Below are 20,520 nucleotides of genomic sequence, written 5' to 3'. Positions count from 1 at the left end.
TGGCCTGCTTCGGCCACGCCTGCTTCGGCCACGCCTGCTTCGGCCACGCCTGCTTCGGCCACGCCTGCTTCGGCCACGCCTGCTTCGGCCACGCCGTCCCTGCCGTCCGTGCCGTCGGCTGGCTCGTCTGTGCCGTTCGCACCGCCCATGCCGTCCGCTCCGTCCAGCTCATCGGTCAAGTCCGGGTCCACCCCGGCCGGCTGAGCCGTTGCTGCCGGTTGTGTAGCGGCTACGACCGTAGCCTCACGCCGGGGAATTCCACCAGATTGCCATGATCCGACTGATGGCTGCCCGGCCCTGCGGACACCGAACCCGCTACCGCTCGCTATTCGACACTTTCTCGGTCGGGAGCTTCGCCGTCGTGGCGGGTCGGTACCGTACGTTCACGACCAACGTGGGGTCGCCTTCACCGAGTCGGTGGAGGCGGATCGGCTCATGGCCCGGGTTGTCGTACAGCCGGATGCCCTCGCCGAGCAGGACCGGTGCGATGTGCAGGTCGATCTCGTCGATCAGTCCCAGTTCGAGAAGCTGACGGCCGATGGTGGGCGAGAGCACTTCGAGGTTCTTGCCGCCGGCCGCCTCCAGCCCGATCCGTACCGCCTCGGCAGGCCCGCAGTTCAGGAACGTGACTCTGTCGGCGGGCGTCGCGTCCTCGGGATGGTGGGTGAGCACGAAGATCGGCCCGTTCCAGGCGCCGCCGTACAGGCGGTTGTCACCGGTGGCGTCCCAAGCGTCTCGGCCCCCGAGCACGGCGCCCGTGGTTTCGACGTACTCGTCGACCAGGCCCGGACGGGCTGAGATCCCGGTCATCCAGTGCATGTCGTGGTTCGGCCCCGCCACGAAACCGTCAAGCGACATCGTGAAGTGCCAGAGCACCTTCCCGTCTGCGGTCTGAGGCTCAGTGTCACTCATTCGTCGACTCCTGCAATCTGCTTGCGATTTGCAATCGGTAGGCCCACGCTAGGTCATCTGATGGTGGATTGCAACCAGATCGGCGGCGAGGTGCGAGGTGCCGGAACGGGATGGCCTCTACTGCCGGTGGCATGGCAACTGGCCCTGGCCGCGACTTGTCCACCGAGTGGACGACGTACATCACAGTTGGTAATCAATCGGTAACGCACAGCTGTGGATTCGGTTGTGGATAACTCACGATGCGGTGACGATTCGCGCACGCGCCTCGCGGTCCCGGCCGACGTCGACACGCTGGCGGTGACCGCCCGGTGGGGGGAGTACGGCAAGGCCGAGGCCGAGATCGAGGACGCGAAGGGCAGACCGCGGACCACCCGCGTCTGGGCCCGTCGCCCGGTCAGCCACGACATCGAGGTCCGGCTCGACGCCGGGCCGACGCAGCGCGTCCCCCTCACGATGGAACGTGCCGACGCTCCCGGCGTCCTGCTCGCGGTGGCCGACCACCGGGTGCTGCTGGTGTCGAGCGCGAACCTGACCCAGTCGGGTGTCTCACCAGGAACATCGAGGCCGGGCTGCTGGTCCGCGGTGGTACGGCCCCGCGCCGGGCGGCCGAGCACGTGGCCGGGCTGCGCGCCCGCGGCGTGCCGCGCCGCCTGCGATGAATCACTGTCAGCCGACGCTGACGACGTCCCGCCTGGCCGCCCGCTTCGCGCCGATCCTCGCCCCCAGGATCGCGAGCCCGATCCCGACGATCGTGATCACGAGGTTGACGACGCCGTAGCCGGCCACACCCTCCGGCTCGTACTTGGGGAAGGGGCCCCCGAACGCCGCATCGCTGCCGTCGACCCATTCAAGGAGGAGGTTCACGGACTGGTAGACGAAGACCAGGGCCTCCCCCGCCAGGTAGAGGGCCACCGCGGCGCTCCTGCCGCGGATGAAGAAGCCGATGGTGAAGGCGAAGAGCACGGTGTAGATGACGTTCATGCTGACCTCCGGGGTCGCGTCGGATCGGATGGATCCACCTTCGCGATGTCCGCGCCCACCCACATCGGCGCGACCACGAAGCCCGGATGAGGATGTTCCGTAGGTGCCACCACCGAGGACACGTGGTCGAATCCTTGCCACCATATGAGGGTGCACCCACCTACCGCGCGGCTCCTCACCGCGTCGGCGACGCTCCTCGTCGCCGTCAGTGCGGCCGTGAATCTCATGACGGAGACGCCGTCCCTGGCGGCTCTGTCGGCTGCGGGCGTGTTCGCGGTCGTCATCGGCTGGGTGATCGTCGTCCGGCTCCCCGACTCGCCGGTCGGCCCGGCGCTGGCATGGTGCAGTGGGTCGGTCGGATTGGTCGATTCCTTCGACGCGACGGCTGCGGGAGCGCTCGGGGAAGCGGGGGCGGCCTTCGTGGCCCGGTTCGGCGAGGGGATCTGGCCGGTGAATCTCCTCGGGTTGCTCGCACTGCTGCTCGTCTTTCCCGATGGGCGGCAGCGCGGCCGGCTGTGGACGGCCGCGCCCGTCGTCTTCGCCACAGGAGCCGTGCTGGTGTTCCTCGGCTTGGGAACAGGCGACGAGCCGGCCGGAGCGCCGCTGGCCCTCGTGCTGGCCGGTCTCCCTCTGGTGGGCCTCGGTCTGATCCTCGCGGTCGCCTCGGTGTTCGTCCGGTACCGGCGAAGCTCCGAGCTTCAGCGCCTTCAGCTCCGCTGGTTGTTGCTCGCGGGCAGCGTGGTCGCGGTTCTGCTGGTCGGGGGCTGGGTGGCCGAAGTGGGCGGGGCACCGCTGTGGGCCGCGTACTCACCGTTCATCTTCGGGATCGTCGTGCTGGTGCCGCTGGCGATCGGCATCGCCATCGTGCGTCACGACCTCTTCGACATCGACAGGATTCTCAGCGACGGCGCGGCCTGGGTGCTCACGCTGGTCGCGTCAGCGGCCGTGTTCGCCGCCGCTGTGTTCGGCGTCGGTCAGATCCTGCATCGCTACACCGCCATAGGATCGACGGCCGCCGCCTTCCTCACGGCCCTCGTCCTGTTGCCGATCCATCGATTCGTCCGGGACCGACTGGCGAGGGTCATCGATCGCGACCGCTTCGTGGCGGTGAAGGCGGTGGAGGAGTTCGCGGCCCAGGTGCGTGCCGGCCGGCGGCAACCCGAGGAGGTCGAAGCCGTGTTGCGGGACGCGCAGGGAGACCCCGGTCTCTCCCTGCTGCTGGCGGACGGCGACCGTTGGGTCGACCTCGATGGCGAATACGCCGACGATCAAGAGGGTGTCACGCTTGCCGGCGGAAGCGACCCCCTCGCCCGCGTCGTGCTCACCCACGTCTCCGCCCGGGCACGCCGCCGTGCCGCGGCGCTCGCCCATGCCGCCTGGGTGCCGATCGAGGTGAGCCGCCTGCGGCTCAGCCTGCGCCGGTCGAACGAACGGCTGGTTCACGCGTCGGCGGCTGAGCGCAGGCGACTGGAACGCGATCTGCACGACGGGGCGCAGCAGCGCATCCTCGCGACCGGCATGCGTCTGCGCTCGCTGCAGCGAGGCCTGGTCGGCGAGCAGGCCGCCGAGGTCGAGGCGGCCGTGACCGAGCTCGAAGAGACCGTCCGGGAGCTGCGCCGGCTGGCCCACGGGGTGCGCCCGAGCCGGCTCGATGACGGTCTCGCCCCGGCCCTCGAGCACGTGCGCGCGGCCACGCCGCTGCCTGTCCACCTGGCCGTCGACGACCTGCCGGCCCTCGACGACACCCGGGCCCTGACCGCGTACCTTGTGGTGACGGAAGCCGTGACGAACGTGCTCAAGCACGCGCGGGCGTCAAGGATCGACGTGACGGTCAGGGCTCGCGGCGAGCGCCTCGCCGTACAGGTGCGGGACGACGGGGTCGGCGGAGCGCCGGGCGAAGGATCGCTGACCGCGCTGCGTGACCGGGTGACATCGGTGGGCGGCACACTCACGGTGACGAGCCCGCTCGGCCGCGGTACGGATATCGAGGCGGTTCTGTGATGCGTGTCGTCGTCGCCGAGGACTCCGCCCTCTTCCGCGAGGGCCTCGTGAGACTCCTCACCGAGGCAGGATGTGACGTCGTCGCCGCCGTGGCCGACGGCGATGCCCTCCTCGCCGCGGCGACGACCCTCAACCCCGACCTGGTGATCGCCGATATCCGCATGCCGCCGGACATGGAGTCCGACGGTGCGAGGGCCGCGGCGGCGATCAGGGCACGCCGCCCCGAGATTCCGGTGCTGCTGCTCTCGCAGCACATCGAACTGCGTCACTGTCTCGACCTGATCGGCACTCCGGGCTTCGGATATCTGCTGAAGGACCGGGTCCTGCGTCTCGATGAGTTCGTGGACGCGATCTCGCGAGTCGCCGCGGGCGGCAGCGCGTTGGATCCGGAGATCGTGCAGGCTCTGGTGCGCTCACGATCGGCCTCCGTGCTCGCAGGCCTCACCGAGCGCGAGCAGGAGATCCTCGGCGTTGTGGCCGAGGGCCATTCCAACGCCGCGATAGCGAAGAGATTCGGGCTGTCGGAACGCACCGTCGAAGCCCACATGCGTTCCGTCTTCACGAAACTGGGTCTGCGCGACGACGGCTCGATACACCGGCGGGTGACCGCGGTCGTCGCCTACCTGGAGTCGCGAGCGCGGCGATGAGCGCCGCCTGTCGTACGGCGATGCCCTGCTCTCCCCAGGGGCTGCGGCCGTGGGGCCGAGCCCGGTAATTTCACGCGGAAAGACTTCGACGTTTCCGCAGAGGCGAGGCGCTGTGGCAACGGGCAGGATCATCGGCGGCCGGTACGAGTTGGATCCGAACCCGGGCAGGAGAGGCGGGATGGGAGAGGTCTGGGGGCTGCGTTAGCTTGGAGAACATGGCGACGCTTGTGTTCGACGGCGACTGCGGGTTCTGCACCACCTGCGTGAGGTTCGTGGAGCGCCGGATGCGGACCCGGGCGCGGATCGTCGCCTGGCAGTTCGCGGACCTGGCGCGGCTCGGCACCACCAGCGAGCGGGCGCGGCACGAACTGCTCTGGATCGAGGGAGACCGGACGTACGGCGGCGCCCAGGCGGTGGCCGAACTGCTGATCGACGCAGGCCCGCCGTGGAGCCCGCTGGGCCGGGCCCTCCGTGTGCCGCCGCTGCGCTGGGCGGCACACGCTCTCTACCGGCTCGTCGCCGACAACCGGCACCGCCTGCCCGGCGGTACGCCGGCCTGCGCCGCCAGGCCTGCGCGGCGCGACCGCCTTACGCCCGGTCCGGCCCGGAAATCGGGCTGATCGGATTTCCACGATCGGGTCAACCTTCCACCGGGGTCACGCGTCAAATGCAGACACAGTTCCAACCCAGACACGGTTTCACCCCAGACACGGAGGGCACGACCCCATGCCTACTCCTGACATCCGGCGCGAAGGATCTCCTGGCCACAGTGAGCGAGAACGGCAGGCACGGCTCGCGTTCGACGCCGTACACCGCAACGGGCCGGAGGCGGTGCGTGAGGAGACGCTCCGGATGAAGTGCGAACTGGTCCGCCTGTACGGCTGGGAGGGGTACCAGCTGGTGATGGCGAAGATGGAGAGCGACCTCGCGCGCCTGCGCGAACCGTGATGTCTCCGCAGGGGATGGGTAGCATGCCGATCGGCGGCCCCGACCCAAGGAGAGACGATGTCCCGACCCATGCCCCGGCCGGCTGCCCGCTCGGGGACTCTGGTGATCGGCGGATATACCCCCGACACGGACGGGTCCGGTCCCGGGCTCACCGTCGCCGGCATGGACGCCGACGGGCGGCTCGCGGAACTCGCGAGCACCGCGGCGTCCGGTCCGTCGTTCGTCATCGCCCACCCCCGGCTGCCGCTGCTCTACGCCGTGCTGGAGCGCGACGCGGGCGGCGTGGCGGTCTTCGAGGATGAGCCGGACGGTCCACGTCCGGTGATCGAACTGCCGAGCGGAGGGTCACACCCCTGCCATCTCGCGCTCGACCCGGAAGCGGCGTGGCTGGTCGTCGCCAACTACGGCGACGGCACGGTCGGCGCGTTCCGGCTGGCGCCGGACGGCCTGCCCGAGCCCGAGCCGCTGCTGTTCCGCCACGAGGGCCGCGGCCCCGACCCCGAGCGGCAGGCGGGACCCCACGCGCACCAGGCCGTCTTCGGTCCCGACGGCGTGCTGCACGTCACCGATCTCGGCGCCGACCTGGTGCGCCGATTCCTGCCCGGCATGCGGCCGCACCCGGACGGCCCGGTACGACTCACCGCCGGCAGCGGCCCCCGCCACCTCGTCCATCACCAGGACCACTGGTACGTGACCGGGGAGCTGGACGGCTGCGTCACCGTCTACGACGGGGGCTGGCGCGAGGTCGGCCGAGTGCCGGCGAGCGGGGGCGGCGGCGGGGAGCGCGACTACCCGTCGCACATCGCGGTCTCCCCTGATGGCCGCCACATCTACGTCGGCAACCGGGGACCCGACACGGTGACGGCCTTCGAGGTCGACGGGCCGCGTCTCACCCTGGTGGCCGAGACGGACGCGGGGGGGAGCTGGCCCAGGCACTTCGCCGTCGACGGCGACCGCCTCTATGTGGCGAACCAGCGGTCGGACAACGTGGCCGTGCTCACGCTCAAGGACGGCATCCCGCAGCCGACCGGCGAGACCCTCCACGTCGGCACCCCCTCCTGCGTACTGCCTCTGTAGATCTTCAGTCCCACCAGAACGACCAGAAGTTCTGCCCGAGGATCTGCTCGGCGTAGTCTTCCAGCGTCCCGGGCCCCTGGAAGACGCTGTCGGGGCAGAACGTCCAGTGCTCGGCGGCCACGCGCAGCGCGTGCGCCGCCGTGGCGGGCGGGGCGGCCACGCTCAGCTCCATCGTGTTGAAGCCCAGGGCGACCAGCCGTACCCCGAACCTGTCCTCCCAGCTGCGCACGACGGCCGCCAGCGGCACGGTCCATTCGTTGTGGTGCAGCGCCCCCTGCCAGCCGATCGCGACCAGCGCGTCGGCGCTGCGCGCCGCGGCCGCGAGCCCGAGCGGAGTCATCCGCTCGGCGATGACGTCGGCGTACCAGTCGGCCACCGCGTCCGGATCGGCCACCGGCGTCCCCGGCTCGGCCAGGCCGGGGCACTCGGTCCCGAACGGGGTCAGCTCCACGTCATAGCCTCTGGCCAGATCCGCCCACGTCTCGGCCATGAACCCCTGGGCGGTGAAGTGGTCGATCTCGGCCGGCGCGTCCGGCGCGATCTGCCCGGACGACCACGGCTGGGCCCCGTCCTCCAGCAGCACCGGCCACAGTCCCGACGTGTGATGCTCGCGCCGCAACCGGCTCCACAGACCGGCCGGCACGGGGTCGTCACTGAGCCAGAACGAGGGACGGTGATGGGTGCGCCACCGGTCATAGTCGGGGTCAGGCCACACGAGGGTCCCGGGCGGGAGTTCGACGGACAGCCCCCGCCTGTCCCCGCCGTCGCCTAAGAGCAGCTCCAGGTCCGCTGGAAGCCGCCGCCGCTCGTGAACCGACATGCGCCAATAATGTCGGACCTCGGGCCGTCTCCGCTTGTAGGGATCTCGTTCGGGTCCGATTTAGGGGAGCGGGCGAGGCCACGCTCGACTACCTGGTTGGGCGGCATCGGGCTTGGCCGCCGGTGCGGCCAGGAGGCGGTCGAGGACGCGGACGCCGAACTCGAGGCCCTTGACCGGGACGCGCTCGTCGACCCCGTGGAACATCCCGAAATAGTCCAGATCCGGCGGCAGCATCAGCGGGGCGAAGCCGTACCCCCGGATGCCGAGCCGGGCGAACCACTTCGCGTCGGTGCCGCCCGTCATGACGTACGGCACCGGCCGCGCGCCGGGATCCTCGGCGAGCAGGGCGGTTGCCAGTTCGTCATAGAGGCCCTCGGCGGGGGAGGAGACCGCGTCGTCGAAGCTCACGAACTCCCGGGTGACCTTCGGCCCGAGCAGCCGGTCGATCGTCTCCAGGAACTCCTCCCGCTGCCCGGGCAGGAACCTGCCGTCCACGTGGGCCCGGGCCGTACCGGGGATCACGTTGACCTTGTATCCGGCGTCCAGCATCGTCGGGTTGGCCGAGTTGCGCAGCACGCCGCGGAACAGGGCGGCCGCGCGGGGCAGCCGCTCGATCTCCTCGTCCAGCCGGTCGAGGTCGATCGTGGTGCCGAGCGCCCGCGACAGCCCGTCGATCAGCTGCGCCACCTCCGGCGTCAGCCGTACCGGCCAGCGGTGGTCGGCGAGGCGGGCCAGCGCCCGGGCCAGCTCGGCGACCGGGTTGTCCACGGCCGGCTTGGACCCGTGGCCGGCGACCCCGCGGGCGGTCAGGCGCATCCAGGCCGTGCCGCGCTCCCCGACGGCCAGCGGATAGAGCCGGACGTCACCGTCGTGCCAGGTGAAGCCGCCGGACTCGCTGATGGCCTCGGTGCAGCCGTCGAACAGGTCCCGATGGCGCTCCACGGCGTGGCCCGCGCCGTACTCCCCGGTCGCCTCCTCGTCGGCGAGGAACGCCAGCACCAGGTCCCGCTTCGGGCGGACGCCGCGCCGCGCCCAGTCGAGGGTGAGCGCCAGCGTCATCGACAGCGAGCCCTTCATGTCCACCGCGCCCCGCCCGTGCACGAGGCCGTCCTCGACCTCGCCGGAGAACGGGTGGGTACGCCATTCGGAGGCGTCGGCCGGCACCACGTCGAGGTGACCGTGGACGAGCAGCGCGCCCCTGGCCGAGGAGGAGCCGCTCCCGGCCACGCGGGCGACCACGCTGGTCCGGCGCGGCGCCGACTCGAACACGACGGGGTCGAGACCGGCCGCGTCGAGCAGCCCGGCCACGTACTCCGCGGCCCGCCGTTCCCCCGGGCCGTCCCCGCCGCCGTCGTTGGTCGTGTCGATCCGCAGCAGCTGCGAGCAGATCTCGGCCACCTCGCTCATCGGCTTCCCTCCAGAGTCAGTGGCGGCACCTCCGGCGTCGGGAAGCCGAAGATCAGGCCGTAGAACGCGAGCTCGGTCTCGAGCTCGGTCACGATTGTCTCCTCGCGCCGCCGGCCGTGCCGCTCGCCGGGGAACGTCGGACAGGCCCATCGGCCGCCGTGCTCGGCCAGCGCGGCGGCCACACCCACGACGCTCGTGCCGTCGGCGGCCAGCGTGGGCGCGAGCGGCCGGTTGCCGGTGCCCTGATAGCTGTGGTCGTACATGTCACGCGCCGCGTGGTCGACGGCGGGGCCCGGATCCTCCGGAGCGACCCTTTCCAGGTCGCCCGGCGCGGGCCCGCGGCCCCAGTAGTCCAGCACTATCGTAAACGAGGCCGGGCCGCACCATGACTCCCCGCCGCTGTCTCACTGCGGATAGTGCGCGGCGTGGAGGTGACCATCTGGCCGGTTGTCGTTTCCGGCCTGACGCCGCGCATCGGATGGTTCACGTATCCGGCGGCGCCCGGCGGATCAGAGGTACTGCCCCATCGACGTGGGCGGGTCCGGCTCGGTGACCGGGCGGCCGTCGCGCAGGGCGAACAGCTCGGCCAGCGTCGCCCCGCCGGCGGGAACGCCCCCGGGAACGCCGGCCGGCACGCCGGTCGTGGTGTCCGGCGAGGAGTCGCGCAGCCACTCGGCGGCCTGCGCCGCGTCCAACCGGCCGATCTCGATCTGGGCCAGGCACCGGCCGGGCCGTACAACCGCCGGATGCAGCCGGCTGAGGTCCTCGTTGGTGGTGATGGCGACGAGCACGTCCCGGCCCTGGCCGAGCAGGCCGTCGGTGAGGTTGAGCAGCCTGGACAGGCCCTGCCCGGTCGACTGCTTGGCCTCGGCGCGGATCAGCTCGTCGCAGTCCTCCAGCACCAGCAGCCGCCAGCGCGCCTCATCGTCCTCGTCGTCGGGGCCGTCCCAGCCGACCGCCACGTCCATCAGATAGCCGGGCTCGCCGAACAGACGCTCGGGGTCGAGCACGCAGTCGACCTGGCACCAGCCGGCCCACTCCCTGGCGAGCGTACGCAGCAGGGTCGTCTTGCCGGTGCCCGGCGGGCCGTGCAGCAGCAGCAACCTGCCGGTGATGTCGCCGGGTGTGGTCTTCATCAGCGTGTCCAGCCGGGGTGCGGCGGCCCGCGCGTAGTTGCGCCTGATGTCCTGCCAGGCCGACGTGGTGATCGGCTTCACCGATCGGCGCGCACCGTGTGCGGACGCCCACCAGAAGCCCATGCTGACGTGGTCGGCGTCGGGAGCCGCCTCCGCGGCGTCCCGTACCGCCTCGGCGAGGACCGACGCGGCCAGTTCCTCGCTGACCGCCGTCGCGGTGAGGGTGGCGGACCGGTTGGCGTGGCGGACCACCCGCAACGTCCATCCGTCGCCCGCGACGAGGCGCGCCTCGTGGCCGTCGGTGTGCTGGGCCACGCGCAGGAGCAGGCCGCCCGCCGCCGTCATCGGCGCGTCGGGACGGACCCGATCGAGGTGGGTGGTGCGCGACCAGGGCTGCGTGCCGGTCGCGAACGGCGACAGCGCCAGCGCGTCGATCACATCGGCCGGGCTGTCGGTGTCGTCGATCCACACCCGCATCGGGACCTGGTCCGGCTCCAGCCCGGACCGTTTCGGGGTGGGCTGCTTGGAGGTGGAGGACTGCCGGGGCCGGGGGTCGGGGGGGAAGGGAACCTCCTTAAGGACGGACATGCCACCCATGATCTCGGTTGTAGGGCCCGATGTCGATGCGTTTACGGACAGACCACCCACCCACCCACCCCCACCCCGCCCGTGATCTTGCGAATTCTCGCACGGATGCCTTCTGGAGGATTGGGGGAGGAGGGGGATGTGATCACCGGGTGTGGCCCGGGTTGGAGTCATGGTTGGAGTGGCGGGGGGTTGAGGGCTTTATGGCTGGTGGGGAGGTATCCGTAATTGTGTGCGTGGGCAAATAACCGTAAAAGAGCATAACCGGCCATGTGATCCCACTAGGCTCGGTTGTCGCACCGTTCGGTCTCCCCCGGAGAACTTCGTGTCCATCGATCTCGTGTCCCGCGCCGCCTGGGGCGCACGCCATCCGAAAGGCCCTTACTCCCCGCTGAACTCGACAAAGGGGGTGAAGGTTCACTACACGGGCGGGCGGGTGGATCCGTCGATCGTAGACGATCACGCCAAATGTGTGGCCCTGGTCAAATCGATCCAGGACTACCACATGGACGGCAATGGTTGGCTGGATATCGGATATTCAATGGTCGCTTGTCCTCACAGAAAGGTATTTGTGGGGCGCGGCCCGCATCACCTGCCGGCGGCCAACGGGCCGGGGCTCAATTCCGGCCACTACGCCGTGCTCGGCCTGGTCGGCAATGCCGGGCTGATCCAGCCGACCGACGGCATCCTGAACGGCATCCTCGACGCGATCGACTACCTGCGCGAGCACGGCGACGCGGGCTGGGAGATCAAGGGCCATCGCGACGGCTACCCCACCGACTGCCCCGGCGATCCTCTCTACGCCTGGGTCAGAAAGGGCGCGCCCCGCCCGGATGGGGGCCCACCCGAGTGGCCGGGACGGCTGCTGAGGTATCCGCCGATCACGCGCGGCAACGACGTACGGATCTGGCAGGCCCAGATGAAACGACTCGGGTACGACATCGACGTCGACGGCGCCTACGGCCCGGCGTCCAGGAAGGTGTGCGTACGCTTCCAGAAGCACGTCCACCTCGACCCCGACGGCATCGTGGGCCCCCTGACCTGGCACGCGGCCTTCGCCACCAAGCCCTGAACCGCCCCTCCCGGCGCTCGCCGCTCCCTCCGAGGCGGCGTCCCTGTCCGAAGTGTGAGACGTAACGCGGTCTTTGGGTAAAACGCGGACCCCGGAGCATTCTTCTGGAGACGCTCGGCCTAGCATCCCTGGCATGACGGTGCCACCTCTTGAAATCGCCTCGGGGTTCCCGCCCGGCTCGCGGGAGCAGTGGCGCACGCTCGCGCTCGGAGTCCTGCGCAAGTCGGGAGTCCTCGGCGAGGACGCCACACCCGCCGCCGTTGAGGAGGCGCTGTCCTCCACCACCCACGACGGCGTGACCATCGCGCCCCTTCACGACGCCGCCGCCCTGCCGGCCGCCCCCCGGATCGTACGGCAGGGCGACCGGTGGGACGTCCGGCAGCGTCACGCCCACCCCGACCCCGCCGTGACCAACGAGGCCGTTCTGTCGGATCTGGAGAACGGCGTCACCTCGATCTGGCTCGATCTGTCGGCCCATGGGCCGGACGCGCTGCCGCGTGTGCTCGACGGCGTCCACCTCGACCTCGCCCCGGTGGTCCTCGACGCCGGCGCCGGGGCGAGCGGTGTCCAGCCGATCCGGGTCGCGGGCGCGTACCTCGACCTGCTGGCCGAGCGCGGTGTTACTGCTCCGGGCGGCAACCTCGGACTCGATCCTTCCGCCGGGCCGGAGACGATCTCCCTTCTGCGGCGTTGCCTGGCCGAGCAGCCGTCTCTGCGCGGAGTCGTCGTCGACGCCCTGCCGTACCACGACGCGGGCGGCAGCGATGTCGAGGAGTTGGGCTGTTCGATCGCCGCGGGCGTTGCCGCGCTGCGGTCCATGACCGACGCCGGCCTTGAAGTTGAACAAGCGATAGGTTTGCTGGAGTTCCGCTACGCGGCCACGGCGGACCAGTTCCTCACCATCGCCAAACTGCGCGCCGCGCGCCGGCTGTGGGCGCGGGTGGCCGAGGTCGTGGGCGGGCCGATCGAGCAGCTTCAGCACGCGGTGACGTCCTCGGCGATGATGACGGTCCGCGACCCCTGGGTGAACATGCTCCGCACCACCCTGGCCTGCTTCGGCGCGGGCGTCGGCGGGGCCGACGCGGTGACCGTGCAGCCGTTCGACGCCTGCCTCGGGCTGCCCGACGCGTTCGCGCGGCGGATCGCGCGCAACACCCATTCGCTGCTGGTCGAGGAGTCCGGGGTGGCCCGGGTGGCCGACCCGGCCGGCGGTTCCTGGTACGTGGAGCGGCTCACCGCCGACCTCGCCGGGCGCGCCTGGGCATGGTTCCAGGAGATCGAGCGCGCCGGCGGGATCGCCGCCGCCCGCGAAAGGCTCGTCCCCGAGCGGATCGCGGCCACCCGGGCCAGGCGGGCGCGGGACGTCGCCCACCGCCGCGACCCCATCACCGGCGTCAGCGAGTTCCCCAACCTGGCCGAGAAGCTCCCGGTCCGCCAGTCCGGGCCGGGCCTCGCCCGTCCCGTTGAACCCGGCGGGCTGCCGCAGATCCGCTACGCCGAGGAGTTCGAGGCGCTGCGCGACCTCGCCGACGCGCAGGCCGAGCGGCCCAAGGTCTTCCTCGCCACGATCGGGCCCGTCGCCGCGCACACCGCGCGCGCGACGTTCGCCGCCAACCTGTTCGCCGCGGGCGGCATCGCCGCCGTGACCAGCGGGCCGGGCACCGACTCGGCCGCGATCGCGGAGGCGTTCCGCGCGGCCGGCACCCCGGTCGCCTGCCTGTGCTCGAGCGACCGTCTGTACGGCGAGCACGCCGCGGCCGTGGCGGCCGCGCTGCGGGAGGCCGGAGCCCGGCGGATCTGGCTGGCCGGCAAGGGCGAGCATGGAGATGTGGACGCCAACCTTCATGCCGGATGCGATGCGCTGGATGTGCTGCGTACGACGTTTGACGACCTGGGAGTAGCCCGATGACTCGACAAAATCCGGGGATTCCGGATTTTTCCGGAATTGAGCTAGGGGCGGGGGCGGAAGCCGTACCGGCGACGTCCGACGCGGCGGCGTGGGAGACGCCGGAGGGCATCGGGGTCAAGCCGCTCTACACGGCCGCCGACCTCGACGGGCTGGACTTCCTCCAGACCTACCCCGGCATCGCGCCGTACCTGCGCGGGCCCTACCCGACCATGTACGTCACCCAGCCGTGGACCATCCGCCAGTACGCCGGGTTCTCCACCGCCGAGGAGTCCAACGCGTTCTACCGGCGCAACCTCGCGGCCGGGCAGAAGGGCCTGTCGGTCGCCTTCGACCTGGCGACGCACCGGGGGTACGACTCCGATCACCCGCGGGTGGCCGGCGACGTCGGCATGGCCGGCGTGGCGATCGACTCGATCTACGACATGCGGCAGCTGTTCGAGGGCATCCCGCTCGACAAGATGAGCGTGTCGATGACCATGAACGGCGCCGTGCTGCCGATCCTGGCCCTCTACATCGTGGCCGCCGAGGAGCAGGGGGTGAGCCCGGACAAGCTGGCCGGGACCATCCAGAACGACATCCTCAAGGAGTTCATGGTCCGCAACACCTACATCTACCCGCCGGGCCCGTCGATGCGGATCATCTCCGACATCTTCGCGTACACCTCGGCGAACATGCCGAAGTTCAACTCGATCTCGATCTCCGGCTACCACATCCAGGAGGCCGGGGCGACCTGCGACCTCGAGCTGGCCTACACGCTCGCCGACGGCATCGAATACCTGCGGGCCGGGGTCGCGGCCGGGCTGGACGTCGACGCGTTCGCGCCGCGGCTGTCGTTCTTCTGGTGCATCGGCATGAACTTCTTCATGGAGGTCGCCAAGCTGCGGGCCGCCCGCCTGCTGTGGGCGAACATCGTGCAGGACTTCGGAGCGACCAACCCCAGGTCGCTGTCGCTGCGCACGCACAGCCAGACCTCCGGGTGGTCGCTGACCGCCCACGACGTGTTCAACAACGTGGTACGCACCTGCGTCGAAGCGATGGCCGCCACCCAGGGGCACACCCAGTCGCTGCACACCAACGCCCTCGACGAGGCGCTCGCGCTGCCGACCGACTTCTCGGCCAGGATCGCCCGCAACACCCAGCTCGTCCTCCAGCAGGAGTCCGGCACCTGCCGCGCGATCGACCCCTGGGGCGGCTCGTACTATGTCGAGCGCCTCACCCACGACCTGGCCCACCGCGCATGGGGGCACATCCAGGAGGTCGAGGCCGCCGGCGGCATGGCCAAGGCGATCGACGCCGGGCTGCCGAAGATGCGCATCGAGGAGGCGGCCGCCCGCACCCAGGCGCGCATCGACTCCGGCCGCCAGCCGGTCATCGGGGTCAACAAGTATCGCCCCGAGGCCGACGAGGAGATCGAGGTCCTCAAGGTCGACAACACCGAGGTGCGCCGGCAGCAGATCGACAAGCTGCGCCGCCTCCGCGAGGAGCGCGACCCGGCGGCGGTGGCGCGGGCGCTGGAGGCGCTGACCGAGGGCGCCGCCGGGAACGGCAACCTGCTGGAGCTCGCCGTCACCGCCGCCCGTGCCAAGGCGACGGTCGGGGAGATCTCCGAGGCGATGGAGAAGGTCTTCGGCCGCCACGCCGCGCAGATCCGTACGATCTCCGGTGTGTACCGGGACGAGGCCGGAGGCGGCGCCGTGGACGAGGTCAGGGCCGCATGCGCGGACTTCGAGAAGGCCGAGGGCCGCCGGCCGCGCATCCTCGTCGCCAAGATGGGCCAGGACGGCCACGACCGGGGCCAGAAGGTGATCGCCAGCGCCTTCGCCGACCTCGGCTTCGACGTCGACGTCGGCCCGCTGTTCCAGACGCCCGAGGAGGTCGCCCGGCAGGCCGTCGAGGCCGACGTGCACGTCGTGGGCGTCTCCTCGCTGGCGGCCGGCCACCTGACCCTCGTGCCGGCGCTGCGCAAGGCGCTGACCGACCTGGGCGCGGACGACATCATGATCGTGGTGGGCGGAGTGATCCCGCCCGGCGACGTCGACGAACTGCGCGCCGCCGGAGCCGCGGCCGTCTTCCCGCCGGGGACGGTCATCGCCGACGCTGCGCTCGGGCTGCTCAAGGACCTGTCCGCGCGCCTGGCCCATCCCACGGCATGACCTCGACAGAGGACTACCTCGCGGGCGTGCTCGCCGGGGACCGGCGGTGGACCGCGCGGGCGATCACGCTCGTCGAGTCCACCAGGCCCGATCACCGGGAGCTCGCCCAGCGGCTGCTCGTCGAGCTCACCCCGCACTCCGGCAAGGCGCGCAGGGTGGGCATCTCCGGGGTGCCCGGAGCCGGCAAGTCGACGATCATCGAGTCGCTCGGCACCTACCTGACCGAGCGCGACCACCGGGTCGCCGTGCTCGCCGTCGACCCGTCCTCGCGGCGCAGCGGAGGCAGCATCCTGGGCGACAAGACCCGGATGGCCAGGCTCTCGGCTGACCCCCGGGCGTTCATCCGGCCGTCCCCGACGGCCGGGACTCTCGGCGGCGTCGCCCGGGCCACCCGCGAGGCGATGGTCATCGTGGAGGCCGCGGGCTACGACGTGGTGCTCGTCGAGACCGTCGGCGTCGGCCAGTCGGAGACCGCCGTCGCCGACATGGTCGACACGTTCCTGCTGCTCACGCTCGCGCGTACCGGCGACCAGCTCCAGGGCATCAAGAAGGGCGTGCTGGAGCTGGCCGACGTGATCGCGGTCAACAAGGCCGACGGCGAGCACGAGATGGCCGCCCGCCGCGCCGCCCGCGAACTGTCCGGCGCGCTGCGGCTGCTGCGGGCGCACACCCCCGTGCTGACCTGCAGCGGGCTCACCGGCGCGGGTCTCGGCGAGCTGTGGGCGCAGATCGTACGCCACCAGGAGGAGACCGACCTGGCCGCCAGACGGCGCCGCCAGCAGGTCGAGTGGACCTGGTCGCTGGCCAGGGACCGCCTGCTCGCCCGGCTGGAGGAGCGGGCGGCGCCGATCGCCGAGGAGGTCGAGCGCCAGGTCCTCGACGGCGCCCTAACCCCCTCCCTCGCCGCCGACCGCCTCCTGGCCGCCTTCGCAGGAAACGCCGCTTTCGCAGGAAACGCCGCCTTCGGAGGGAACGCGGAGAACCTCTAGCGGAGACACGCTTCGGATGTGAACTTGCCCCCATCGGGAGATCGTTTTTCTACCCGGTGGGGGTTTTCGCTACCCGTGGGGCGCGGAATGCATGATTGCACTTTTGCCAGCGGCAATCCGTGTGACGATGTGCGCGCTATCGAGGGGAGGGGCCGTGGGAGGCGATCGCCGCCGGGCCCCTGACTTAGGGGAGGTGCGAATGCGTCACGATCCGATGCTGCCGCCGCCGGTGGCGCGGGCACTGGGGGAGTACCGGGCGCTGCTGGCCGAACATGGGCTCACCTGGGGAGAGCCCCCGCTCACGTACGTCAAGGCGATGAGCCATCTCCGCTTTCCGGACGAGGCGGACCGGATGACGCTGCCGCCGGGAGACTTCGACCTGGCGGATCTCGACGCGGCTTTTCGCGACGTGATCGGCGGCGACGTTCCCCGGGGCCTCACCCGGCTCCGGCTGACCCCGGACGGGCACCGGCTGACCCTGGGCACACCGCTGGTACTGCTGTCGCCCACGCCGCTGCCGGTCATCCTGCTGGTCGACTCCGCCCTGGACAGCCCGGTAACCGTCGTCGCCGACGGCGTGCCGTACGAGATCGGGGCGGGGGGAGCGCGGCTGCTGGACATCGCGACCGACTCCGCGGTGACCGTAGACGGGACCGCGGTGGACCTGTCTCCGCTGAGCCGGCCCGCCGTACCCGCCCGGCTCCGGCTGCGCGCAGGGGTCCCCTGCCGCTGGACGGTGCTGACGGAGGGCGGCCAGGGCTGGTATCCGGCCTGCGCGCCGCCGCGCCGCGACAACGCGGACATGCCGTTCTTCCACGGTGACGACATCGTGCTGGACGTGCCCGCCGAGCCCGTGACGGTCCGCGTCACGCGGGGCATGGAGTACGGCACGGCCGAGACGGTCGTCGTGCCCGAGCCCTGGGGTGAGACGCTCGTCGAGCTCACCCCCGAGCGGGTCTACGACGCGGCCGCCCGCGGCTGGTACGGCGCGGACCTGCACGTTCACCTGAACTGGGCCGGTGACCTGGTGGCGGCGCCGGCCGAGGCGGCGGCGGCCCAGCACGGCGAGGACCTGCACGTGCTCAACCTGGTCGCAGGCAATGTCTCGGGGGCGAGAGTCTACGACAGGGAAGCGCTGGAGCACTGGGCGGGCCGGGACCTGCCCTGGTCCGACGCCGGCCATATCGCCCGCATGGGCGTCGAATACCGAAGCGACCTGCTCGGGCATGTCCATGCCTTCGCCGTGGCGAGCCCCCCGAGCGTCTATCACACCGGTTTCGAGGGCGACGCCGACTGGCCGCCGAACGGCGCGTCCTGCGGGGAGCTCCGGGAACCGCACGCCGCGCTCGGCTACGCCCATCCCTTCCACGGCCCGGTGTCCTCCCCGGAGGACATCATCGGGGACGGCAGGCGCAATTGCTCGGGCCGCTCACTGGTGGTCGACGCCGCGCTCGGCCTGGTGGACGGCGTGGAGATCCTGCACTTCTCCGACCAGGACGACCCCTCGGGCACGATCGAGGTCTACCGGCGGCTGCTCGGCGCGGGCGCCCGCCTCGCCGCGCTGGCCGGGACCGACACCATGCTGTCCTTCACCCGGCAGGACACCGTCTCCAGCCCGCCCGGCTGGGAGCGGGTCTACGCCCGCCTCGATGAGCCCCTGTCCGCCGAGGCGTTCGCCCGTGCCGTACGGCTGGGTCGCACGTTCGCGACCACTGGTCCATGGCTGGAGGTGACCGTAGAGGGCCGTGGGCCGGGCGACACGCTGGAGCCCCTGCCGGGCGACCGGGTGACGGTGACGGCCCGGACGATCGGGCCGGAGGTCGAGCGCCTGGAGATTCGCACCGCCGACGGCACGATCGCCGAGGGGCCCGGCGGCGAGCTGACGACATCCCTGGTCGTCGGCGAACCCACGTATGTCGTCGCGGTCGCCACGGGAGGGCGTCACCCCCGCTCGCCGTACCGGCCCGCCTTCGCCCACACGAGCCCGGTCTATCTCGACGTGGCCGGCCGGCACGTCGCCCGGCTCGAAGACGTCCGCTGGTGCCTCCACTGGCTGGACCTACTGGAGGCCCTCGTCCGGGACCACGCCCGCCTGCGGACCCGATCCCAGCTCCGCGATCATCTGGACTTGCTGGAGAAAGCACGGTCCGTCTACGAGTCCCGCCTGGCCTGAGAGGGGGATTAACCCGCGAAAATGCTCGAAAACTGCTTCCTGCCCGTCTAAACGTGCAGATCACGCAGTGTGCTCCCCGCGCACGCGGGGAGCACTTCCCGAGCATGAGCCCAAGGCAAGCCATCTCGGGACCATCCCCGCGTGCGCGGGGAGCACCATGTGCCGGGCGGTCGCGCGGAGCCGCTCGAGGGACATCCCCGCGTGCGCGGGGAGCACTCCACATGATCCGGGGTGGGCAAACCGCCGCCGGGACCATCCCCGCGTGCGCGGGGAGCACACCGGCGTCCTGCGCGACGACCTGGCCAACGCGGGACCATCCCCGCGTGCGCGGGGAGCACCAGATCGCGGCGGCGAAGACGCTGCTCGCGCCGGGACCATCCCCGCGTGCGCGGGGAGCACCGTTGGTCAGCTCGACCAGTAGCGAGCGCACAGGGACCATCCCCGCGTGCGCGGGGAGCACTGATCAAGGCTGCGACGGCGGCGTGGTCGGTGGGGACCATCCCCGCGTGCGCGGGGAGCACACCGGAAATAGTGGCGGCGCGTCCGGGGACGCGGGACCATCCCCGCGTGCGCGGGGAGCACAGGCGCTCCGGCCGGAGCGTGATGTCGAACCCGGGACCATCCCCGCGTGCGCGGGGAGCACATCGCCCCGGCAACCTCGGCAAAGCTGATCTTGGGACCATCCCCGCGTGCGCGGGGAGCACGACCGGCTTGTCGCCCCCGCCCCGGCTGTGCAGGGACCATCCCCGCGTGCGCGGGGAGCACGCGACGAAACGCCACTCGATCCTGACCACTTGGGGACCATCCCCGCGTGCGCGGGGAGCACTACACGGTCGGCTCGACGCAGGACACCGCGCAGGGACCATCCCCGCGTGCGCGGGGAGCACGGACCAGTGGGGCCCGTCTGCGCTGAGCCTGAAGGACCATCCCCCGCGTGCGCGGGGAGCACTGCTACCGTAGCCACTGGTCTTGTGGGCCGATGGGACCATCCCCGCGTGCGCGGGGAGCACGGAGGGCTAGTCCGAGGTAGACAGCGTTGCTGCGGACCATCCCCGCGTGCGCGGGGAGCACCCGCAAACTCCACCCCGGGCAGGACTGACCGTGGGACCATCCCCGCGTGCGCGGGGAGCACCGCCCACCTGCGTTCCGGCGGCGGCGGCGGGGACCATCCCCGCGTGCGCGGGGAGCACATCCGGCTAGCTGAATCCATAGGCGACCAGTCGGGACCATCCCCGCGTGCGCGGGGAGCACACCTCGAATAGTGGCCGCGCCGCGGGGGTGCCGGGACCATCCCCGCGTGCGCGGGGAGCACGTCAGGAGATCGTCAATGGTGCAGTCGAGCGCGGGACCATCCCCGCGTGCGCGGGGAGCACCGCGAAGGTCGCCGCCTGATGTCCGGCTTCAAGGGACCATCCCCGCGTGCGCGGGGAGCACGGCAAGATCGATACGAGATCCTCATAATCCGCGGGACCATCCCCGCGTGCGCGGGGAGCACACCGACGAAATGATCTGGCCACGCACATACCGGGGACCATCCCCGCGTGCGCGGGGAGCACTTCCCGCGCGGCTCCCAGCGCCGCCGTGGTCAGGGACCATCCCCGCGTGCGCGGGGAGCACTCGGATGCGCGAGCCACGCTCCCGCGCGCACCGGGACCATCCCCGCGTGCGCGGGGAGCACGAGCCCCGCTCCCACTGGAGTGCGTCCTCAAT

16 protein-coding genes, 1 pseudogene and 1 CRISPR repeat array are annotated in these 20,520 nt (G+C 71.3%); of the genes and pseudogenes, 10 read left to right on the top strand and 7 right to left on the bottom strand.

Going from position 1 to position 20,520, the window contains the following annotated elements; all coding sequences use genetic code 11:
• Nucleotides 1-315 precede the first annotated feature (315 nt).
• The 3 genes from Mth01_RS24625 to Mth01_RS24615 form a co-directional block, all read right to left on the bottom strand.
• Nucleotides 316-912 (bottom strand): dihydrofolate reductase family protein, encoded by a 597-nt coding sequence (locus tag Mth01_RS24625; protein ID WP_204018321.1) that lies wholly within the window; start codon nucleotides 910-912, stop codon nucleotides 316-318.
• Nucleotides 913-1,146: 234 nt separating this feature from the next.
• Entirely contained in the window at nucleotides 1,147-1,413 is a 267-nt protein-coding gene (locus Mth01_RS24620; RefSeq protein ID WP_204018320.1) for a hypothetical protein, read from the bottom strand.
• 165 nt (nucleotides 1,414-1,578) lie between these two features.
• Entirely contained in the window at nucleotides 1,579-1,893 is a 315-nt protein-coding gene (locus tag Mth01_RS24615; protein ID WP_204018319.1) for a hypothetical protein, read from the bottom strand.
• A 150-nt stretch (nucleotides 1,894-2,043) separates the two neighbouring features.
• On the opposite strand from Mth01_RS24615, the gene Mth01_RS24610 reads away from it, so the two are divergent.
• The 5 genes from Mth01_RS24610 (at nucleotide 2,044) to Mth01_RS24590 (ending at nucleotide 6,566) form a co-directional block, all read left to right on the top strand.
• Complete coding sequence (locus tag Mth01_RS24610; RefSeq protein WP_204018318.1) at nucleotides 2,044-3,894, top strand: sensor histidine kinase; 1,851 nt, start codon at nucleotides 2,044-2,046, stop codon at nucleotides 3,892-3,894.
• Nucleotides 3,894-4,541 (top strand): response regulator, encoded by a 648-nt coding sequence (locus Mth01_RS24605; RefSeq protein ID WP_204018317.1) that lies wholly within the window; start codon nucleotides 3,894-3,896, stop codon nucleotides 4,539-4,541. Before Mth01_RS24610 ends, Mth01_RS24605 begins: the two co-directional genes overlap by 1 nt.
• Before the next feature lie 215 nt (nucleotides 4,542-4,756).
• Entirely contained in the window at nucleotides 4,757-5,161 is a 405-nt protein-coding gene (locus tag Mth01_RS24600; RefSeq protein ID WP_204018316.1) for a thiol-disulfide oxidoreductase DCC family protein, read from the top strand.
• Nucleotides 5,162-5,267: 106 nt separating this feature from the next.
• A complete protein-coding gene (locus Mth01_RS24595; protein ID WP_204018315.1) occupies nucleotides 5,268-5,489 on the top strand; it encodes a hypothetical protein in 222 nt (73 codons plus the stop codon).
• A 57-nt stretch (nucleotides 5,490-5,546) separates the two neighbouring features.
• Entirely contained in the window at nucleotides 5,547-6,566 is a 1,020-nt protein-coding gene (locus Mth01_RS24590) for a lactonase family protein (protein WP_204018314.1), read from the top strand.
• A gap of 4 nt (nucleotides 6,567-6,570) precedes the next feature.
• Here Mth01_RS24590 and Mth01_RS24585 read toward each other — a convergent pair whose 3' ends face one another.
• The 4 genes and pseudogenes from Mth01_RS24585 to Mth01_RS24570 all read right to left on the bottom strand — a co-directional run bounded on the left by Mth01_RS24585 (nucleotide 6,571) and on the right by Mth01_RS24570 (nucleotide 10,517).
• Complete coding sequence (locus tag Mth01_RS24585; RefSeq protein ID WP_204018313.1) at nucleotides 6,571-7,386, bottom strand: DUF4253 domain-containing protein; 816 nt, start codon at nucleotides 7,384-7,386, stop codon at nucleotides 6,571-6,573.
• Nucleotides 7,387-7,446: 60 nt separating this feature from the next.
• Nucleotides 7,447-8,793 (bottom strand): M20/M25/M40 family metallo-hydrolase, encoded by a 1,347-nt coding sequence (locus Mth01_RS24580; RefSeq protein ID WP_204018312.1) that lies wholly within the window; start codon nucleotides 8,791-8,793, stop codon nucleotides 7,447-7,449.
• Nucleotides 8,790-9,173, bottom strand: a pseudogene (locus tag Mth01_RS29930) (hypothetical protein); the annotation flags it as partial. The pseudogene Mth01_RS29930 and the gene Mth01_RS24580, both read right to left, overlap by 4 nt.
• A 129-nt stretch (nucleotides 9,174-9,302) precedes the next feature.
• Nucleotides 9,303-10,517, bottom strand: a complete 1,215-nt coding sequence (locus tag Mth01_RS24570; protein ID WP_204018311.1) for a DUF5925 domain-containing protein — start codon at nucleotides 10,515-10,517, stop codon at nucleotides 9,303-9,305.
• Between the two features lie 568 nt (nucleotides 10,518-11,085).
• Here Mth01_RS24570 and Mth01_RS24565 point away from each other — a divergent pair.
• From Mth01_RS24565 to Mth01_RS24545, 5 genes are all read left to right on the top strand, one after another.
• Nucleotides 11,086-11,586 carry a peptidoglycan-binding domain-containing protein gene (locus tag Mth01_RS24565; protein WP_239089971.1) on the top strand — a complete coding sequence of 167 codons (501 nt, stop codon included), beginning with the start codon at nucleotides 11,086-11,088 and terminating at the stop codon, nucleotides 11,584-11,586.
• A 133-nt stretch (nucleotides 11,587-11,719) separates the two neighbouring features.
• On the top strand, nucleotides 11,720-13,495 hold the full coding sequence (locus Mth01_RS24560; protein ID WP_204018309.1) for a methylmalonyl-CoA mutase family protein: 1,776 nt from the start codon (nucleotides 11,720-11,722) through the stop codon (nucleotides 13,493-13,495).
• Complete coding sequence (gene scpA / locus Mth01_RS24555) at nucleotides 13,492-15,648, top strand: methylmalonyl-CoA mutase (RefSeq protein WP_204018308.1); 2,157 nt, start codon at nucleotides 13,492-13,494, stop codon at nucleotides 15,646-15,648. Before Mth01_RS24560 ends, scpA begins: the two co-directional genes overlap by 4 nt.
• A complete protein-coding gene (gene meaB / locus Mth01_RS24550) occupies nucleotides 15,645-16,637 on the top strand; it encodes a methylmalonyl Co-A mutase-associated GTPase MeaB (RefSeq protein ID WP_204018307.1) in 993 nt (330 codons plus the stop codon). The genes scpA and meaB overlap by 4 nt, the downstream gene beginning before the upstream one ends.
• A 199-nt stretch (nucleotides 16,638-16,836) precedes the next feature.
• Complete coding sequence (locus tag Mth01_RS24545) at nucleotides 16,837-18,810, top strand: CehA/McbA family metallohydrolase (RefSeq protein WP_204018306.1); 1,974 nt, start codon at nucleotides 16,837-16,839, stop codon at nucleotides 18,808-18,810.
• Between the two features lie 127 nt (nucleotides 18,811-18,937).
• A CRISPR array of direct repeats spans nucleotides 18,938-20,488; the repeat unit is 29 nt; unit sequence GGGACCATCCCCGCGTGCGCGGGGAGCAC.
• Between the last annotated feature and the right edge of the window lie 32 nt (nucleotides 20,489-20,520).

Source organism: Sphaerimonospora thailandensis (assembly GCF_016863115.1).
Lineage (GTDB): Bacteria > Actinomycetota > Actinomycetes > Streptosporangiales > Streptosporangiaceae > Sphaerimonospora > Sphaerimonospora cavernae.
This window is presented reverse-complemented; position numbering and strand designations above follow the sequence as displayed.